Origin of the sequence: Agrobacterium sp. (assembly GCF_032092815.1) — a bacterium.
In the GTDB taxonomy this organism is placed as follows: Bacteria; Pseudomonadota; Alphaproteobacteria; order Rhizobiales; family Rhizobiaceae; genus Agrobacterium.
This window is the reverse complement of sequence record NZ_DAMDBP010000048.1, coordinates 13,236-29,663: the sequence shown is the minus strand read 5'-3', so window position 1 is coordinate 29,663 and position 16,428 is coordinate 13,236. Positions and strand designations below refer to the sequence as shown.

The 16,428-nt window shown below is 55.8% G+C and carries 13 protein-coding genes and 1 pseudogene; 2 read left to right on the top strand and 12 right to left on the bottom strand.

Features of this window, described 5'->3' with window-relative positions; genetic code table 11:
• Positions 1-242: 242 nt before the first annotated feature.
• The 5 genes and pseudogenes from RT613_RS20545 to cysG all read right to left on the bottom strand — a co-directional run.
• A pseudogene (locus RT613_RS20545) lies at positions 243-1,040 on the bottom strand (ferredoxin--NADP reductase); the annotation flags it as partial.
• 191 nt (positions 1,041-1,231) lie between these two features.
• Positions 1,232-1,738: a DUF934 domain-containing protein gene (locus tag RT613_RS20540; protein WP_313618235.1), complete on the bottom strand. Its 507-nt coding sequence runs from the start codon at positions 1,736-1,738 to the stop codon at positions 1,232-1,234.
• Between the two features lie 12 nt (positions 1,739-1,750).
• Positions 1,751-3,421 carry a nitrite/sulfite reductase gene (locus RT613_RS20535; RefSeq protein ID WP_313618234.1) on the bottom strand — a complete coding sequence of 557 codons (1,671 nt, stop codon included), beginning with the start codon at positions 3,419-3,421 and terminating at the stop codon, positions 1,751-1,753.
• A gap of 8 nt (positions 3,422-3,429) precedes the next feature.
• Entirely contained in the window at positions 3,430-3,744 is a 315-nt protein-coding gene (locus RT613_RS20530; RefSeq protein WP_250981700.1) for a DUF2849 domain-containing protein, read from the bottom strand.
• Complete coding sequence (gene cysG, locus RT613_RS20525; RefSeq protein WP_313618233.1) at positions 3,737-5,209, bottom strand: siroheme synthase CysG; 1,473 nt, start codon at positions 5,207-5,209, stop codon at positions 3,737-3,739. The genes RT613_RS20530 and cysG overlap by 8 nt, the downstream gene beginning before the upstream one ends.
• 228 nt (positions 5,210-5,437) lie before the next feature.
• On the opposite strand from cysG, the gene RT613_RS20520 reads away from it, so the two are divergent.
• Both RT613_RS20520 and mazG read left to right on the top strand, forming a co-directional pair.
• Entirely contained in the window at positions 5,438-6,025 is a 588-nt protein-coding gene (locus RT613_RS20520; protein ID WP_313618232.1) for a nucleoside deaminase, read from the top strand.
• A gap of 31 nt (positions 6,026-6,056) precedes the next feature.
• Positions 6,057-6,890 carry a nucleoside triphosphate pyrophosphohydrolase gene (gene mazG, locus RT613_RS20515; RefSeq protein ID WP_313618231.1) on the top strand — a complete coding sequence of 278 codons (834 nt, stop codon included), beginning with the start codon at positions 6,057-6,059 and terminating at the stop codon, positions 6,888-6,890.
• Between the two features lie 123 nt (positions 6,891-7,013).
• On the opposite strand, the gene RT613_RS20510 is transcribed toward mazG, so the two are convergent.
• The 7 genes from RT613_RS20510 to RT613_RS20480 form a co-directional block, all read right to left on the bottom strand.
• Complete coding sequence (locus RT613_RS20510; RefSeq protein WP_313618230.1) at positions 7,014-8,207, bottom strand: GGDEF domain-containing protein; 1,194 nt, start codon at positions 8,205-8,207, stop codon at positions 7,014-7,016.
• 332 nt (positions 8,208-8,539) lie between these two features.
• The gene (gene hflX, locus RT613_RS20505) at positions 8,540-9,868 is read right to left on the bottom strand and encodes a GTPase HflX (RefSeq protein WP_313618229.1); all 1,329 of its coding nucleotides are present in this window, start codon (positions 9,866-9,868) and stop codon (positions 8,540-8,542) included.
• A gap of 184 nt (positions 9,869-10,052) precedes the next feature.
• A complete protein-coding gene (hfq, locus tag RT613_RS20500; protein WP_027673217.1) occupies positions 10,053-10,295 on the bottom strand; it encodes an RNA chaperone Hfq in 243 nt (80 codons plus the stop codon).
• A gap of 228 nt (positions 10,296-10,523) precedes the next feature.
• Entirely contained in the window at positions 10,524-11,900 is a 1,377-nt protein-coding gene (gene trkA / locus RT613_RS20495) for a Trk system potassium transporter TrkA (RefSeq protein WP_313618228.1), read from the bottom strand.
• 52 nt (positions 11,901-11,952) lie between these two features.
• Positions 11,953-13,317, bottom strand: coding sequence for a sigma-54 dependent transcriptional regulator (locus RT613_RS20490; protein ID WP_313618227.1), 1,365 nt, complete (start codon positions 13,315-13,317; stop codon positions 11,953-11,955).
• On the bottom strand, positions 13,307-15,568 hold the full coding sequence (locus RT613_RS20485; protein WP_313618226.1) for a PAS domain-containing sensor histidine kinase: 2,262 nt from the start codon (positions 15,566-15,568) through the stop codon (positions 13,307-13,309). The genes RT613_RS20490 and RT613_RS20485 overlap by 11 nt, the downstream gene beginning before the upstream one ends.
• Before the next feature lie 135 nt (positions 15,569-15,703).
• A partial coding sequence (locus RT613_RS20480) for a sigma 54-interacting transcriptional regulator (RefSeq protein ID WP_313618225.1) occupies positions 15,704-16,428 on the bottom strand: 725 nt, incomplete at its 5' end.

Genomic DNA, 16,428 nt, shown 5'->3' with positions numbered 1-16,428 from the left:
GTGCCTTCCATGCGCAAGGACTGGCCGGCCGGATTGGACTGGAATGTGCAGGTACCCTTTACCGGTGATGCATTGGTGCGCATGCGCACAGTTCCACTGCCTTTCCAGCTGCCACCAAGACTGGCGAGAAACTGGCTCTCATTGGCAAATGTCGGTGTGGCGGCAAGAGACGCAGCCAACACAAAGATCGATGCTACTTTATAGCTCATGGCGCTGTTCCTTGTTTCATGAAAAGCCAACGCCGCTGACGGGCCGTTAGTTCCTTCACACAAACCGTGATCGCTGCCAGCAACCACATTCAGAATCGCGCTTTTCCTGCTGGTCCGGCACGACATCGTGCCGCAGATCATGCCGCGATCGATCTCTGGATCGAAAGCCGGCACGCCGAGATCAGCAAACATCTTGCCGTTTTCGATCAGGTCGGTGATGCGACCGGTGAAAGGATAATCTTCACGGGTCACCGTTGCGTAATGCTTCAGCTTGTCGCCAACCAGTTCGCTCAGGAACTCGTGGTTCTTGATTTCCTCAACCAGATCGAAACCATATTTCAGTTCGGCCACGTCACGGCATGTATGTGTGAGAATGACTTCCTCGAACTTCTCATAGGTTTCCGGGTCTCGGATAAGGCTCGCGAATGGTGCAATGCCGGTACCGGTCGAGAACATGTAGAGACGTTTGCCGGGCGTCAGCGCGTCCAGCACCAGCGTGCCTGTCGGCTTCTTGCGCATCAGTACCGTGTCGCCTGGCTTGATGGCCTGCAGATGCGAGGTCAAAGGACCATCCGGAACCTTGATGGAGAAGAACTCCAGTTCTTCATCCCAGGCAGGGCTGGCAATCGAATAAGCACGGTAAACCGGCTTCTCGCCAACCATCAGGCCGATCATCGCAAACTCGCCGGAGCGGAAACGGAAACCGGCCGGGCGGGTCATGCGGAAACGGAACAGACGGTCGGTATAATGCTCAACCGAAGTCACCGTTTCAGCGTAAACGCCGTCCGGAATCTTGGCTGCGAATTCTTCATTCTTGGCTGGAGCATTCATGCGTTGGTCCGTCCATTTCAGGTCTACGATGGATATTGCAGGGCAATTATACCATTCCATGCCGCATTAAAAGGCATGGAATGTCATAGCTGGTCTACGTTTGAAAAAATATGCACCAAAATCTCATGTTTTCACGAGATGTGCTGCAAACCACCATCTATATTCAACGCCGAAGCGCCAAATACCAGATGTCATACTGACGCACGACGACGCCAGCTGTAGGATTCACCAACCGTTGAGGCTTTGACCGCCGGTTGATAATGAACATCAATTCCCGGAATACGATGTTCGGAAAGCCTGCGGATCGCCGTCTCGTTGGTCACCGACAGGCTGGTAAAGCCGGTGCGCAACATATGCGGGATCTGGTCGAGCAACACGTCACCAACCGCCCTCACCTCGCCGCCAAATCCAAGACGGGAGCGCAGCAGCGACGCATGGCTGAACCCACGACCGTCATTATAGGCGGGGAAGGAAATTGCCACCAGTGCAATGCGGTCGAGATACGGTGCGAGACGCAGAACATCATCGGCCGGTTTGATCAGCACACCAAGGTTCACGTCATTGCCTTCATCCGCCTTGATGATGAAGTTGTCGAGATCAAGCAGAGGCTTCTGCTCGTCCGTTGCCTTCACCTCCTCGGTTTCGACAACCCAAGGGTCGTTTTCAACAAAGCCGGCCTCGTTCCAGATTTTTGTCATGTCATGTCTTCCTTATGCCGCTTCTGCCGCAGAGCCATAGAGCGCATCCTTGAAAGGTTGCTGCCCGACACGGCGATAGGCTTCAAGGAAAGTTTCCTCTTTCGACAGACGCAGGCCAATATAGGTATCGACAATCGTCTCGATGGCGTCAGTGACCTTTTCAGGTTCGAAACCACGGCCGATGATTTCACCGATCGAAGTGTTTTCATCACCCGAACCACCCAGCGTGATCTGGTAGAGTTCTGCACCCTTCTTTTCCACGCCCAGAAGGCCGATATGGCCAACATGGTGGTGTCCGCAGGCATTGATGCAGCCGGAAATCTTGATTTTCAGCTCACCAATTTCCGCCTGACGCTCCGGAGAACCAAAGCGTGTGGAAATTTCCTGCGACACCGGAATGGAGCGCGCATTGGCAAGCGCGCAATAGTCCAGTCCCGGACAGGCAATGATATCGGTGATCAGGCCGGCATTGGCAGTTGCCAGACCCGCTTCGGCGAGAGCGCGGTAAACCGGCTCCAGATCAGCCAGCGCCACATGCGGCAGAATGATGTTCTGCTCGTGGCTGATGCGGATTTCATCCAGCGCATATTCCTCGGCAATATCTGCCACGATATCCATCTGCGCATCGGTCGCGTCACCTGGAATGCCACCAATCGGCTTCAGGGAAATCGTCACCATGCCATAGTCCGGGTGCTGGTGCGGCTGCACATTCTGGTCCACCCAGCGGGCAAAGGCCGGATCTGCCTTCTTCCAGCGGGCAAGGCTTTCCCAGCCTTCGGCACGTGCCTTGAGGTCAGGGGCCGCAAAATAGGCTGATATGGCCTGAACATCGGTCTCCGGCAGTTTCAGCTCGCCATTGCGCAGATGCAGGAACTCTTCTTCCACCTGACGGGCCAGTTCTTCCGTACCGGTTTCATGCACCAGGATCTTGATGCGTGCCTTGTATTTGTTGTCGCGGCGGCCATGCAGGTTATACACGCGCATGATGGCGGTGATGTAGGACAGCAGGTCCTCTTCCGGCAGGAAGTCACGCAGCTTCTTGGCAATCATCGGCGTTCTGCCCTGCCCGCCACCGACGTAAACGGCAAAACCGATTTCGCCCTTGTCGTTTTTCTTCAAGTGCAGACCAATGTCATGAACCTGAATGGCGGCGCGGTCGCGCTCTGCACCGGTCACGGCAATCTTGAACTTGCGCGGCAGGTAGGAAAACTCGGGGTGAACCGACGACCACTGACGCAGGATTTCCGCGTAAGGGCGTGGATCGGCCACCTCATCGGCAGCGGCACCGGCAAAATGGTCTGCCGTGACGTTGCGAATGCAGTTGCCTGATGTCTGCAGCGCATGCATTTCAACGCTGGCAAGCTCGTTCAGGATGTCAGGCGTATCCGACAGTTTCGGCCAATTGTACTGGATGTTCTGGCGGGTGGTGAAATGGCCGTAACCACGGTCATATTTGCGGGCAACATGCGCCAGCATGCGCATCTGCCGGGAGTTCAGCGTGCCATAGGGAATGGCCACGCGCAGCATATAGGCATGCAACTGAAGGTAAACGCCATTCATCAATCTGAGAGGTTTGAACGCATCCTCAGTCAGCTCGCCGGAAAGGCGACGCTCGACCTGATCACGAAACTGCTCCACACGGCTCTTTACGAAAGCATGGTCGAATTCGTCGTAGCGGTACATGTTATTCCTCAGACTGCAATAAAGGCGGAATCAGCAGGCTTGAAGCCGGCAGCGTAATGAATGGTCGGGCCAGCGGCACGAATGCGCTCTCTCAACCGGGTTGGCCACAGGCGGCCATCCTGTTCAGCGACATCAACCAGATTGACGTCGACCACACGGTTGGCGGAAAAGTCACGCTTGCCAACCTCTTCCAGCGAAGCAACCGCTTCGGCGTGGCGGGCCACAAAGGCCGCCTGCAGGTCTTCCGTCCACGTGCCATTGGCATCCAGCCACACGGCAATGCCATCGCCCAACCGGTTCGCAGTCAGAACCTTGTCAGCCATTTTCATACTCCTTGGTGCGATCCGTTACCTTGCCCGACAAAGCAAGTGCCTCGGATCTCTCGAAATTCGCGCCAGCAACCGCATCGCCGATAATGACCATGACGGGACCCGTCAGTTCGTCCCTGAACTCGAGGTCAGGAAGGTCATTCAGCGTGCCGTGCAACAGGCGTTTGTCGCTGCGGCTTGCATTTTCAATCACCGCAACTGTGGTTTCAGGTGCTAAGCCGGCATTCATCAGGCGGGTTGCAACAGAGGCCGCAACCGTGCGCCCCATGTAAACGGCAACCGTGGCACCGGAGACGGCAAGGCTTGCCCAGTCAGGCAGAATATCGCCGGTCAGATCATGGCCGGTGGTAAAGATCAGCGAAGACGCGACACCACGCAGGGTCAGCGGCAGCTCGAAATCCGCGGCTGCGGCAAATGCGGAGGTGATGCCTGGCACGATCTGATAGGAAATACCGGCTTCACGCAGCGCCGCCATTTCTTCGGCCGCGCGGCCATAAACAAGCGGATCGCCGGATTTCAGACGCACCACGCGTTTGCCGTCCAGACCCAACTGCACCAGCAGCTTGTTGATCTCGTCCTGCGACTTGCTGTGGCAGCCCTTGCGCTTGCCAACCGACAGACGCTCGGCATCACGCCGGCCCATATCGACAACGGCCTGCGGAACAAGCGCGTCGTAAACGATCACATCGGCTTCCATCAGCACACGCTGCGCACGCAGCGTCAGCAGGTCTTCTGCACCCGGACCGGCACCCACCAGCCAGACATAACCCTTGTTGTTGCCAGCGGTGTTCAACAGCCGGTTGGCCTCCGAGCGCGCCGATGCCTCATCATTGATGGCAACGGCATCGGCAACAGCACCAGAAAAGAACAGACGCCAGAAGTTGCGACGCAAGGCACCCTTCGGCACTAGCTTTTCAGCCGCATCACGATATTCAACGGCAAGCCGCGCCAGGGCACCCAGCGATGGCGACAGCATCTGGTCGATACGCGCACGGATCATCTGTGCCAGTACAGGGCCTGCACCTTCGGTACCAATGGCAATCGCCACCGGCGCACGCGACACCAGTGCCGGCGTGAAGAAATCGCAATAATCGGGCTGGTCAACGGCATTAGCCGGGACCTTGACCAGACGGGCTGCATCAACGATCTCGCGGTCTTCTGCGCCCTCACCCGTCGCAGCAAAAACCAGCGATGCGCCAGCAAGCAGATCAGGCACAAATGCGCGCGCCACATGCTGCACACCACGGCCTTCATGCTCGCGCAGAAAACGTGCATAATCCGCTTCCGGCTGATCGGCATAAGCGATGATACCGGCATCGGTGTTCAACAGCAGGCGAACCTTGGCAAAAGCCTCATCGCCATTGCCGAACACGGCAACACTCTTGCCTTCAACCCGGAAAAACGCGGGGAAAGTGGACAGCCGGTCATTGGCATATGGAGAGGTGCTGATCTGATACATGCTGGAAATTATCGCTGATCCGACCATATACTTGAAGAAACAGAAATTCCGCCCAACCCATTCGCAGGATTTATATTTTCTGTGATTGCTGGCTTTTGAGGATAACTAACCAATACGCCTGACGCCGGTTTATAGAAAAGCCCTAAATCCATCGAAAAACCGATGTTTTTGCTTCACATTTTTAACAAAAGGCGAATAAGGTCATCGCCAAGATAAAGGGATAAATCAGTGCCAGACAAGACCATCGCCTCTCGCCTTCTCAACGTCATCGAACATGACATATTGCCGCTGACAACAAAAGGCGTCGCCAGCGGAAACAAGGTGTTCGGAGCGGCAATCCTGCGCAAATCAGACCTGTCGCTGGTCATTGCCGAAACCAATAACGAGCTGGAAAATCCGCTGTGGCATGGTGAGGTTCACACGCTGAAACGCTTTTACGAGTTGGGCGAAAAGCTCAACACCAAAGACCTTATTTTCCTCTCCACCCACGAACCCTGCACCATGTGCATGTCGGCCATCACCTGGGCAGGTTTTGATAATTTCTATTCGTTTTTCAGCCATGAGGATTCGCGCGATGCCTTCGCCATTCCGCATGACCTGAAAATCCTGAAGGAAGTGTTCGGTCTTGAACCGGGCGGATATCGCCGCAGCAATGCCTTCTGGAATTCCTATTTCATCGCAGACCTTGTGGACAGCGAGGAAGAACCGGCCCGCACGGCGCTGAAAGCGCAGACAGATCGCATCAAGGCGATTTACAACAGCCTTTCCGACACCTACCAATCCTCCAAATCAGACAACGACATTCCCCTTAACTGACCCGGTAACGGACACAGCCGAAAGCAGCAGCATGAAAGCCTCGAAGGACATCTCCCGCCTCATCGAGATCATGGAGGCATTACGCCAGCCGGAAACCGGTTGCCCCTGGGATATCGTGCAGACCTTTGAGACGATCAAACCCTACACGATTGAAGAGGCCTATGAGGTGGCTGATGCCATCGAGCGCAATGACATGGATGACCTCTGCGAAGAGCTGGGTGATCTGTTGCTGCAGGTGGTGTTCCATTCCCGCATTGCCGAAGAAATGGGCGAGTTTTCCTTCGGTGACGTGGTGCATGCGGTCACTTCCAAGATGATCCGCCGTCACCCGCATGTGTTTGATGTGTCGGACGCATCAACGCCAGAAACGGTGAAAGTGCAGTGGGACACCATCAAGGCTGCCGAAAAACGCGAGCGCGCCGAGCGCCGTGCCAAACGTGGCATAACGGAAGATTTCAAGGCCGGTTTCCTTGGCAGTGTGCACCGCAGCCAACCGGCCTTGACCGAAGCATTGAAACTGCAGGAGCAGGCTGCACGCGTCGGTTTCGACTGGTCACAGCCTGAACCGATCCTCGACAAGATCGAGGAGGAAGTGGCCGAACTGCGCGAAGCGCTGGCCTCCGGCAAACCGGAAAAAGTCGCTGACGAGTTGGGCGACCTGATCTTTGCGCTGGTGAATATCGGCCGCCATGTCAAATCGGACCCGGAAACGGCACTGCGTGGCACAAACACCAAATTCAGACGCCGCTTCAATTACATAGAACAAAACCTTGAATCAAATAATGAGCGCCTGGAAGATGCAGGTCTGGAGCGCATGGAAGCACTGTGGCAAGCCGCCAAGGCCATCGAGCGACAGCTCGGCTAATCTCACGCGACAGCTCGAGTAATCTCACGCATCACCTAGGGTGAATTCAAGCGCCAACTGAATTGATCAAAAACCTCAAGTTGCAAACAAGTGTTGACCTGTCTCTCAGGTCAACAAACAGGCTCAGGAGATCGCGGAATTCAGTGTCTTGGCCTTGGCATATTCCACCGGCTCATCATCCTGTGAACGAAACATCGTCAGGCGGTTACGTCCCGCCCCTTTGGCAGCGTAAAGGGCAATATCGGCCTTCTTCAGCAGCAATTTTGCAAAGTTTACCTTTTCCTCGCAAACGGCAATGCCCATGCTCAGCGTCGCGGCAAATTCCTTGTCTTCAGCCATGTGCATCACCGCACTGACCTTTGCACGGATCGCATCCGCCAGAACGAGCGGATTGTCATTGCCCGACGCGCGCAAAAGGATCACGAACTCCTCGCCACCGAACCGGGCGATCACATCATTGGGACGCAGCAGAGCCGACATTTCCTGCGCCACGCGCGCCAGCACGTCATCGCCGGTCAGGTGGCCATAGGTGTCGTTGATCTTTTTGAAATGGTCGATATCGACCATGACGATCGCATCCCCGATCCGCAGTGTCTCGGGCAAGGCTTCAAAAAAAGAGCGCCTGTTGGCGATGCCGGTTAGCGCATCGATATTGGCGAGCCGCAGAAGATTGGCTTCAGCCCGTTCCTTGACCAGGGCCATCACGAATACCGTGATGGCAAAGTGGCAAACGATCGACAGGAAAAACGCATTGGCGGGCGTCATGATCGCGACCATTGGAAACTGATAACCAATAATCGCCATGATCCGCAGAACCGCAGAAATTCCAAGCGCCAGGCTTAACACCCATCTTACGGGCAAAACCTCGAGCATGCGGTCACGATAAACGCAGCAAGCAGCAAACATCAACATCACGGCTGCCAGCGCGTTGAAGATGCTGGCCCGTGTGTCAGTCACAACATACCAACCCGCCCAGACAAGTGCCGTCGTTCCCAAGGCTGGAATTAGCAGCACCAGCCACTGTTTTCTGGTCTTGCGCTGACTTGAGACGCGGCAAACACCCACGACAAAAACAGCATAGCCGATGGTACCGGCGAGAAAGGCAACCACAGACCAGAAATAAACCAGATCTGGTGTCTTGCGTCCAAAGATGACGAAGGTGGAGGCAAGCGAACTCAGGAAAAATCCAATGGACAGCAGGCCGAGACCAATGTTTCCGGTGGAGCGTGAGCGCACATAGAGAAAGCACAAAGCACCGACGAAAAACGACATCTGGTGCATCAGCAGAACAGTTTGCGTATCAAGTGGTCCGGTCATTCAAGAGCTCACACGTACAGAAAACATATCACCAGAAAGCCCTCCCAAACCCTATCCGATAAAATGTCCTTGCGCAAAAAGGTAAAAAAAGGGAAAAAAACGCCCAAAAATTGCAAAGCACACAGGCTGCAACAATCGTGAGGACACATCACGGATGTCGTCGTGACACACTGAGATTAGGCTGTAATTGCTTGTTTTACGGTAAAACAAAGTGACTAAACAGCGCAGTTTTTGCACCGCTTATTCTTCCAAACAATTTTTTGTGTTCATTGTGTCGCAGTTACGCGACGGTCCGCGAGATTGCCGTGGCCAAAGAGGACGAGAAGCAGCAGCTAGCGCTCCCAATCCTCCTGTTCACGTGTCGCGACTTTGCCAAGCTTGCGCTCCAGCTGAGCGGCCTGCGCTTCCGACATGCGCACATCAAGCGCCACAGAACCATCTTCGCGGTCTTCGCGCTCGTCGACAATAGCATTGTCGTAAACCCAGGACAGCAGATGCAGCTTGTCTACCGGCAGGATGATGGCCGTTACGGTCAACACGCCAGACAGACGAACGGAAATCTCGTCCATCAGCGCATCAACGCCCTCGCCGGTCACAGCCGAAACAGCCTTGATGTTGTCGCGGCCCTGTACACGCTGCATGATCGCATCGTGAGCTTCAGTCTCGAGCCTGTCGACCTTGTTCCAGACCTCGATGACCCGCTCTGAGGCTTCCTTCTCGTCAATGCCAAGGTCGGCCAGAATACGCAGCACATCGGCCGACTGCGCAGCATTGTCTGGATCAGACATATCCCGCACATGCAGAATGAGATCAGCTTCCAGCACCTCTTCGAGTGTCGCGCGGAACGCGGCGACAAGGTGGGTCGGCAGATCGGAAATGAAACCCACCGTGTCTGACAGAATGACGGTGCGGCCGTGGGGCAGCTTCATGCGGCGAAGCGTTGGGTCAAGCGTCGCAAACAGCATGTCTTCAGTCAGTACGCCAGCCCCGGTAATTCGGTTGAACAGCGTGGACTTGCCGGCGTTGGTGTACCCCACCAGCGCAACAATAGGATGTGGCACCTTGCGGCGCTTGGAGCGGTGCAACTGGCGGGTGCGCACCACCTGCTCCAGTTCACGCTCCAGCTTGACGATACGGTCTTGCAACAGACGACGGTCGGCTTCGATCTGCGTTTCACCCGGGCCACCCATGAAGCCCGCACCACCGCGCTGACGTTCAAGGTGGGTCCAGCTGCGAACCAGACGGCCTTTTTGATAGTTCAGATGCGCAAGATCAACCTGCAACGTACCTTCCTTGGTGGAGGCACGTCGACCGAAAATTTCCAGGATCAGGCCGGTACGGTCAATGACTTTGGCGTTCCACTGCTTTTCAAGATTGCGCTGCTGAACAGGCGTCAACGGATGGTCAACAATGACCAGGCCGGCATCATGTTCATTCAACAGGTGATTGATTTCCTCAATCTTGCCAGTACCAAACAGTGTGGCAGGGCGTGGCTGATTGACCGCTACGACAAGCCCGGCGACCACCTCAAGGTCAATGGCCAGTGCCAACCCCTTGGCTTCTTCAAGCTTTGCATCACTGGAGCGCACCGGTGACACAACAATCGAGGCGTCCTTGGACTCTCGCTGCTTGAGCACGGGAACCAGCACCACGGCGCGCATATCGTCCCGATGCTTTTCCAGTTCAGGAATAATGGATTCGCTTGATGTGTCGCGTGTCGAAATTGTCTTGCACCCTGTTAGAAAAAACACCTAAAGGGCAAACGGGAATAACGCCGGAACGTTCCCTTGCCCTTTCGGATTACTGAATTGTGTACTGCTCGAACCGTGCGGGGCTGCCCTGAAATCAGGCAGCGCCTTCCTCGGTTTCAAACATCTGCATCGGCTGACCGGGCATGATGGTCGAGATCGCGTGCTTGTAAACAAGCTGCGAATGGCCGTCACGACGAAGCAACACGCAGAAATTGTCAAATGACGTGACAACACCTGTCAGCTTCACACCGTTGATAAGGAAAATTGTCAGCGAAATCTTTTGTTTGCGAACAGTATTAAGGAAGAGGTCTTGCAAATTCTGAGAACGTTCCGCCATGGCGCCGCTTCTTTCTTTCTTGCCGGCGAAAAACGCCGGAAAATAATCAATCAATAACCGCTGGTTGAGTAGGTTCAACCCCTCATAACCCTCGCCCACGACTCTGGTATCAAATCACGCAAATTTGCGCAACGTCGAAAGCGTACGGAATGGTTCGCCCGTGAAATATCATCCACCAAATCGTGATTGGCAAGCCACCCCTGAAAATCCGGGTCGAAAAATCCCGGATTAGAAATACTGGATCGACACCCGGAACAGTTGCTCCACATCACGGACTGCATCGGCAGCGGCAAACAGTACCACCCGGTCTCTGGCCTTGATCTTCATCGACCCGTCAGGCCGCAACACCTTGCCTTCGCGGTAGATCGCGCCGATACGGATACCCTCCGGCAGATCGAGATCGCGCAACATGCGCCCAACCAATGGTGAGGTTTCCAGCGCTTCGGCCTCGATCACCTCGCCAGACCCCTTCTGCACAGAATAGACCGAGCGGATACGGCCCTTGCGCACATGCTGCAAAACGCGTGAAATGGTGACCGCGCGCGGATTGATGAAGGCGTCGATACCCAGCGATCTGGTCACATCATGAAACGACGTGCTGTTGAGCAAAACGAGGTTGGACTTGCAACCCAACTGCTTTGCCATCACCGCGCCCAGAATATTGGTCTGGTCATTGTTGGTCAGGGTAACGATCAGGTCTGCTTCCTGAATATCGGCCTGCTGCAATATTTTCTGGTCGAGCACGGAACCATGCAACACAATGGTCTTCGACAAGAGATCGGATGCAGTGACGGCCTTTTCATGATCAAATTCGATGATCTTGACCCGGGTATTGGGCTGCAACTCCTCGATCTTGCTGGCAACGTAATAGCCGATATTGCCAGCACCAGCGATGATGATGCGCCGCGCCTCCTGCTCTTCATGACCAAACAGGCCAAGTGTCCGGCGGGCATGCTGGCGCTGACAAATCACATAGGCCAGATCGCCGGTACGCAGCGGATCGGATGAATGTGGGACAATCAGTGTGCCGTCGCGATAGATACCGGCCACGGTAGCAATGAGATCCGGAAACAAGCTGCTGAGCTGATGCAGCGGCGTGTTGACCACAGGACAATCTTCCATGCATTCGATGGCCAGCATCGATATATTGTCATCGGCAAAACGCACAACGTCATTGGCGCCAGGAAAGGCGATGCGTCGCAACACCATCTTGCCGACCTCGACCTCAGGCGAAATCGTCACGTCGATCGACATGTTCTCGCGGCTGAACAGGTCGCCATATTCAGGCTGCAAATAGCTCTGGTCACGGATACGGGCAATCTTGGTTGGCACGCTGAACAGCGCGTGCGCAACTTCGCAGGCCACGATGTTGATCTCATCATGCAGCGTCACGGCAATGATCATGTCGGCCTGATCGGCTCCGGCCTTGGCCAGCATGTCAGGATGCGCGCCATGCCCCACGTAACCGCGCACATCAAGCGTCTCGGTAATCGCAGTGATCAACGCAGCAGATGTATCAATGACGGAGACTTCATTGTCCTCCCGCGACAGCTGCTCGGCAATACCGTAGCCCACCTGCCCCGCACCACAAATGATGACCTTCATAATACCTCTTCACCCGGCGAATCGACCCGCAAATCGCGTGCCCTTGCCGTGCTTATACGCCGAGTGATTTCAATTTGCGATGCAGTGCTGAGCGTTCCATGCCGACGAATTCCGCTGTCCGCGAAATATTGCCACCGAAACGGTTGATCTGGGCCACCAGATAGTCCCGCTCGAACATTTCACGTGCCTCACGCAGTGGCAACGTCATGATGTGCTGGTCACCTTGCGCGGAAATCTTCGGCAGCATGTCGCCAATATCTGCAGGAAGCATGTCGGCAGTAATCGTCGGATCGCCCCCTTCAGGACGCGCCAGGATCATCAGACGTTCGATATTGTTGCGCAGCTGGCGAATATTGCCCGGCCAGTCATGGCTTTGCAGTACCGCCATGGCGTCATCGCCGATCTTGCGCGAGCGAATGCCGGCCTGTTCGGAAATCTGGCGAATGAACATGTCAACGAGGTAAGGAATATCCTCGCGACGCTCGGAAAGAGCCGGCACCTTCACAGGCACCACGGCAAGCCGGTGATAGAGGTCTTCACGGAAACGACCCTCGGCAATCAGGCTTTCCAGATTATAGGCCGTCGACGAGATGATGCGGATATCCACCTTCACCCGCTTGCCGCCACCCACACGCTCAAACTGCTGATCGATCAGCACACGCAGGATCTTGTTCTGCGTTTCGCGCGGCATTTCGCCGACTTCGTCAAGGTACAGAATACCGCGATGCGCTTCTTCCAAAGCACCGATCTTGCGCGGCTGGCCGGGCTGACCTTCGGTGCCGAACAGCGCAATTTCCATGCGCTCAGGCGTGATGGTCGCAGCGTTCAGCGCCACGAATGGGCCATTGGCACGACTGGACTTCTTGTGGATCATGCGCGCTACCAGCTCCTTGCCGGAGCCGGATGGCCCAAGGATCATGATGCGGCTGTTGGTTGGTGCTGCGCGATCAATGGTCTGGCGCAACTGCGACACGGCAAGCGAGGCGCCAATCAGTTCGACGGCATCACCGGTGCGCTTTTTCAGTTCCTGCACTTCGCGTTTCAGCTTGGAGTTTTCCAGAGCACGCTCGGCAATCAGGATCAGGCGGTCGGTCTTGAACGGCTTTTCAATAAAGTCAAACGCCCCGCGCTTGATGGCATTGACCGCCGTCTCAATGTTGCCGTGACCCGAAATCATCACCACAGGCAGATCGGGGTGGCGGCTTTTGATCTCGTCCAGCAATGCCAGACCGTCAAGTCGGCTGCCCTGCATCCAGATGTCCAGAAAGACCAGCCGCGGAACGCGCTCCGAAATGGCTGCAAGTGCACTGTCGGCGTCATGCGCCATACGTGTCTCATGCCCTTCATCGGACAAAATACCCGCAACAATCTCGCGAATGTCAGCTTCGTCATCCACGACCAGAATATCAGACGCCATAGGCCACTTCCTTGTCACTTGCTGCTTCGGTCGCATCAAGATGCGGCAGAATCACTCTAATCATGGCACCACGGCCATGGTCGAAATCGGCAGGCGCATCATGAAGTTCGATTTGCCCGCCATGCTCTTCAATAATTTTCTTGACGATCGCCAGACCGAGACCGGTTCCCTTGTCGCGCATCGTCATGTACGGCTCGAGAATACGGTGTCGGTTTTCCGCCGGCAGGCCGCGACCATTGTCGATCACATCAACCACGAAATGCGAGTGATCAGTGTCAAAGGCGCTGCGCACCAGAACACGGCCGTCACGGCGTTCACCACCATCGGCCTCCACCGCCTCGATTGCCTCAACGGCATTCTTGATCAGATTGCCAAATGCCTGACCCAGCATGCGCGCATCAAACAGACCGTAAAGCGCGTCGTCACCCAACTCTGTGCTGATCTTCACGTGGCTTGCACCGATTTCCCGCAGGAAGGCGGCATCTTTCAGCACATCGCGCAGATCGGACTTTTCCTTGGTCGGCTTTGGCATACGTGCGAATGCGGAGAATTCATCGACCATACGGCCGATATCGCCCACCTGGCGCACAATCGTGTCGGTACACTGGTCAAACACCTGCCGGTCCTCATCGGCAATCTGCTTGCCGAAACGGCGCTTGATGCGCTCGGCCGAAAGCTGAATAGGCGTCAGCGGGTTCTTGATTTCATGGGCGATACGGCGCGCCACGTCAGACCATGCGGTCGAGCGCTGCGCAATCACCAGATCGGTAATGTCATCCAGCGTGATAACATAGGCATCACGGGCCGCTTCGCGCGTTACCTGCACGTTGAGTGCCCGCTCCTTGCCGCGCCGCATGATGTTGATCTGCTTGTGGAACTCGCCACGCGACCAGACGGCAGCCTCGGTTACCACCTGATCGATCTCGGGTGCGGCATCGCTCAGCTTCACACCCATCAGCTTGTCCGATGGCATGGCGAGGAAATCTTCAGCCGACGGATTGACGATGGTGATCTGCCGGTCTTCGTCCACACCGATAACCGCCGCCGTCACACCGGACAGCACGGCCTCGATGAAGCGCCTGCGCGCATCAATATCGTCCCTGGTTTCCAGAATTTCCCGCTGCTGCGTGCGGATTTCCGAAATCATCTTGTTGAAGGTGCGCGACAGCCTGCCGACGTCACCGTCAACCGCACGCACCGGCACCAGCACATTCATGTTGCCGCTGGCCACGCTGTCTGCCGCGCCAATCAACAGACGGATCGGCCGAACGATGCGGTCGGCAACCGCAATAGCCGTCCAGATGGCGGCCAGAAGCACAATCAGCGCAAATCCGAGATAGAGAATGGCAAAGGCCACCTGCAGCGAGGCGCGACCGGCTTCCATCGCCTTGTATTCATCGCGGTTCTCATCCATCAGCCGCATGGCGGCCATGACCTTCGGGTCCACAGCACGCACTGTGTAAAGGAAAGTGCCTCCAATGCCGTCGAGCTTGATGATAGCGCCAACAAGGTTGGTAATGCCTGGTGGAATGAGGGTCGGTTGACCGGCCGCCGCTTTCTCAAGCGCATCCTGCGGAATGGCTGGCAAAGGCCGTTCTGTCTCGATGTCGGCCTGCACGATGGCATCGCCATCTTCACGCACCAGAAATGCACCGAGCAGACCACGGCCCCGCGCCTGTCTGGTCAACAGGTCAACGAAACCGGTCCGGTCGAGATAAAAAAGGGCGCGGTTGCGGTCGAGATCATTGGCCATGGAAAGTGTCTGCCCCTGCACATAGGAGGCATTTTCCATCATATAGGCCTGGGCGACGTTGCTGGAGGATTCCACAATCGACTGGGTTCGGATCGAAAACCAGCGATCAAGACCGGCACTGAGTGTAATTGTGGCAAAAATCGCCACCAGAACGGCCGGTGTAATCGCCACCATCGAAAACAGCACGACGATGCGGATATGCAGGCGGGCCGCCGCACGGCCGACCCGGCGGGCTTTCAGCAACCGGCTGACCTCACGACCAATCAGATACATCAGGCCGAGCACGAAAAGCCCGTTGATAACACCAAGGGCAATCACCACATTGGAGGTTGGCGAAATCGGTGTAAAGCCAACGAGAACGAACAGCGAGAAAATGGCGCACACCAGTGCAGCGCCAGCCAGCAGAAGACCAGGCAAAGCAAAAGACATGCGCCGATCTTTCACACTCGCATCACTCACGTCACTGTCCGCAGCGTAATCAGCGGCAGTTGTTCGCATTCAATTCTCCCAATGGCCGACCATTTCGCGGCTATGTCCTGAAAAGCGGAATCACTCCAGTGAAATGGTTCCGCGTGTTTTTCAAGCAACACATTGTGGCGAAAATGCAACGAGAGTTTCCCCTCTGTCAATATCTCAGGTGGTACGCGAACTGCGATACACGGAGACACCCAGCTCACGAATTTTCTTGCGCAGCGTATTGCGGTTAAGCCCCAGGAGATCAGCAGCCTTGATCTGGTTGCCTCGCGTGGCCGTCAGCGCCGCCAGAATGAGCGGATATTCCATCTCGCGCAGCACGCGGTCATAGAGGCCGGCAGGCGGCAAATCATCGCCGAATCCGGAGAAATATTCGCGCATGTTCTCTTCTACGGCCTGCGAAATCGTCAGCGTACCGGTGCGGACATTCATCTTGTCCAGAGGACGTTCCGGCACATCGGAGTTCAGCTCGGAATCGATGATTTCCTTGGTGATGACTTCCTGCGGATAAAGCGCCATCAAACGGCGAATGAGGTTTTCCAGCTCACGCACGTTGCCCGGCCAGGCGTAGGCCTTCATCAATTCAAGAGCATCATTTTCGAATCGCTTGCCCTCAAGACCCTCCTTTTCACCTTGCTGAATGAAGTGACGCACCAGGTCAGGAATATCCTCGGCACGGTCGCGCAGCGGTGGCAGGCGCAGCGGCACCACATTGAGGCGGTAATAAAGGTCTTCGCGGAACAGACCCTGATTGATGGACTGTTTCAGATCCTTGTTGGTGGCAGCAACAATGCGCACATCGGTGCGGATCGGCGTGCGCCCCCCCACCGTGGTATATTCGCCCTGTTGCAGAACGCGCAAAAGACGGGTCTGCGCATCCATCG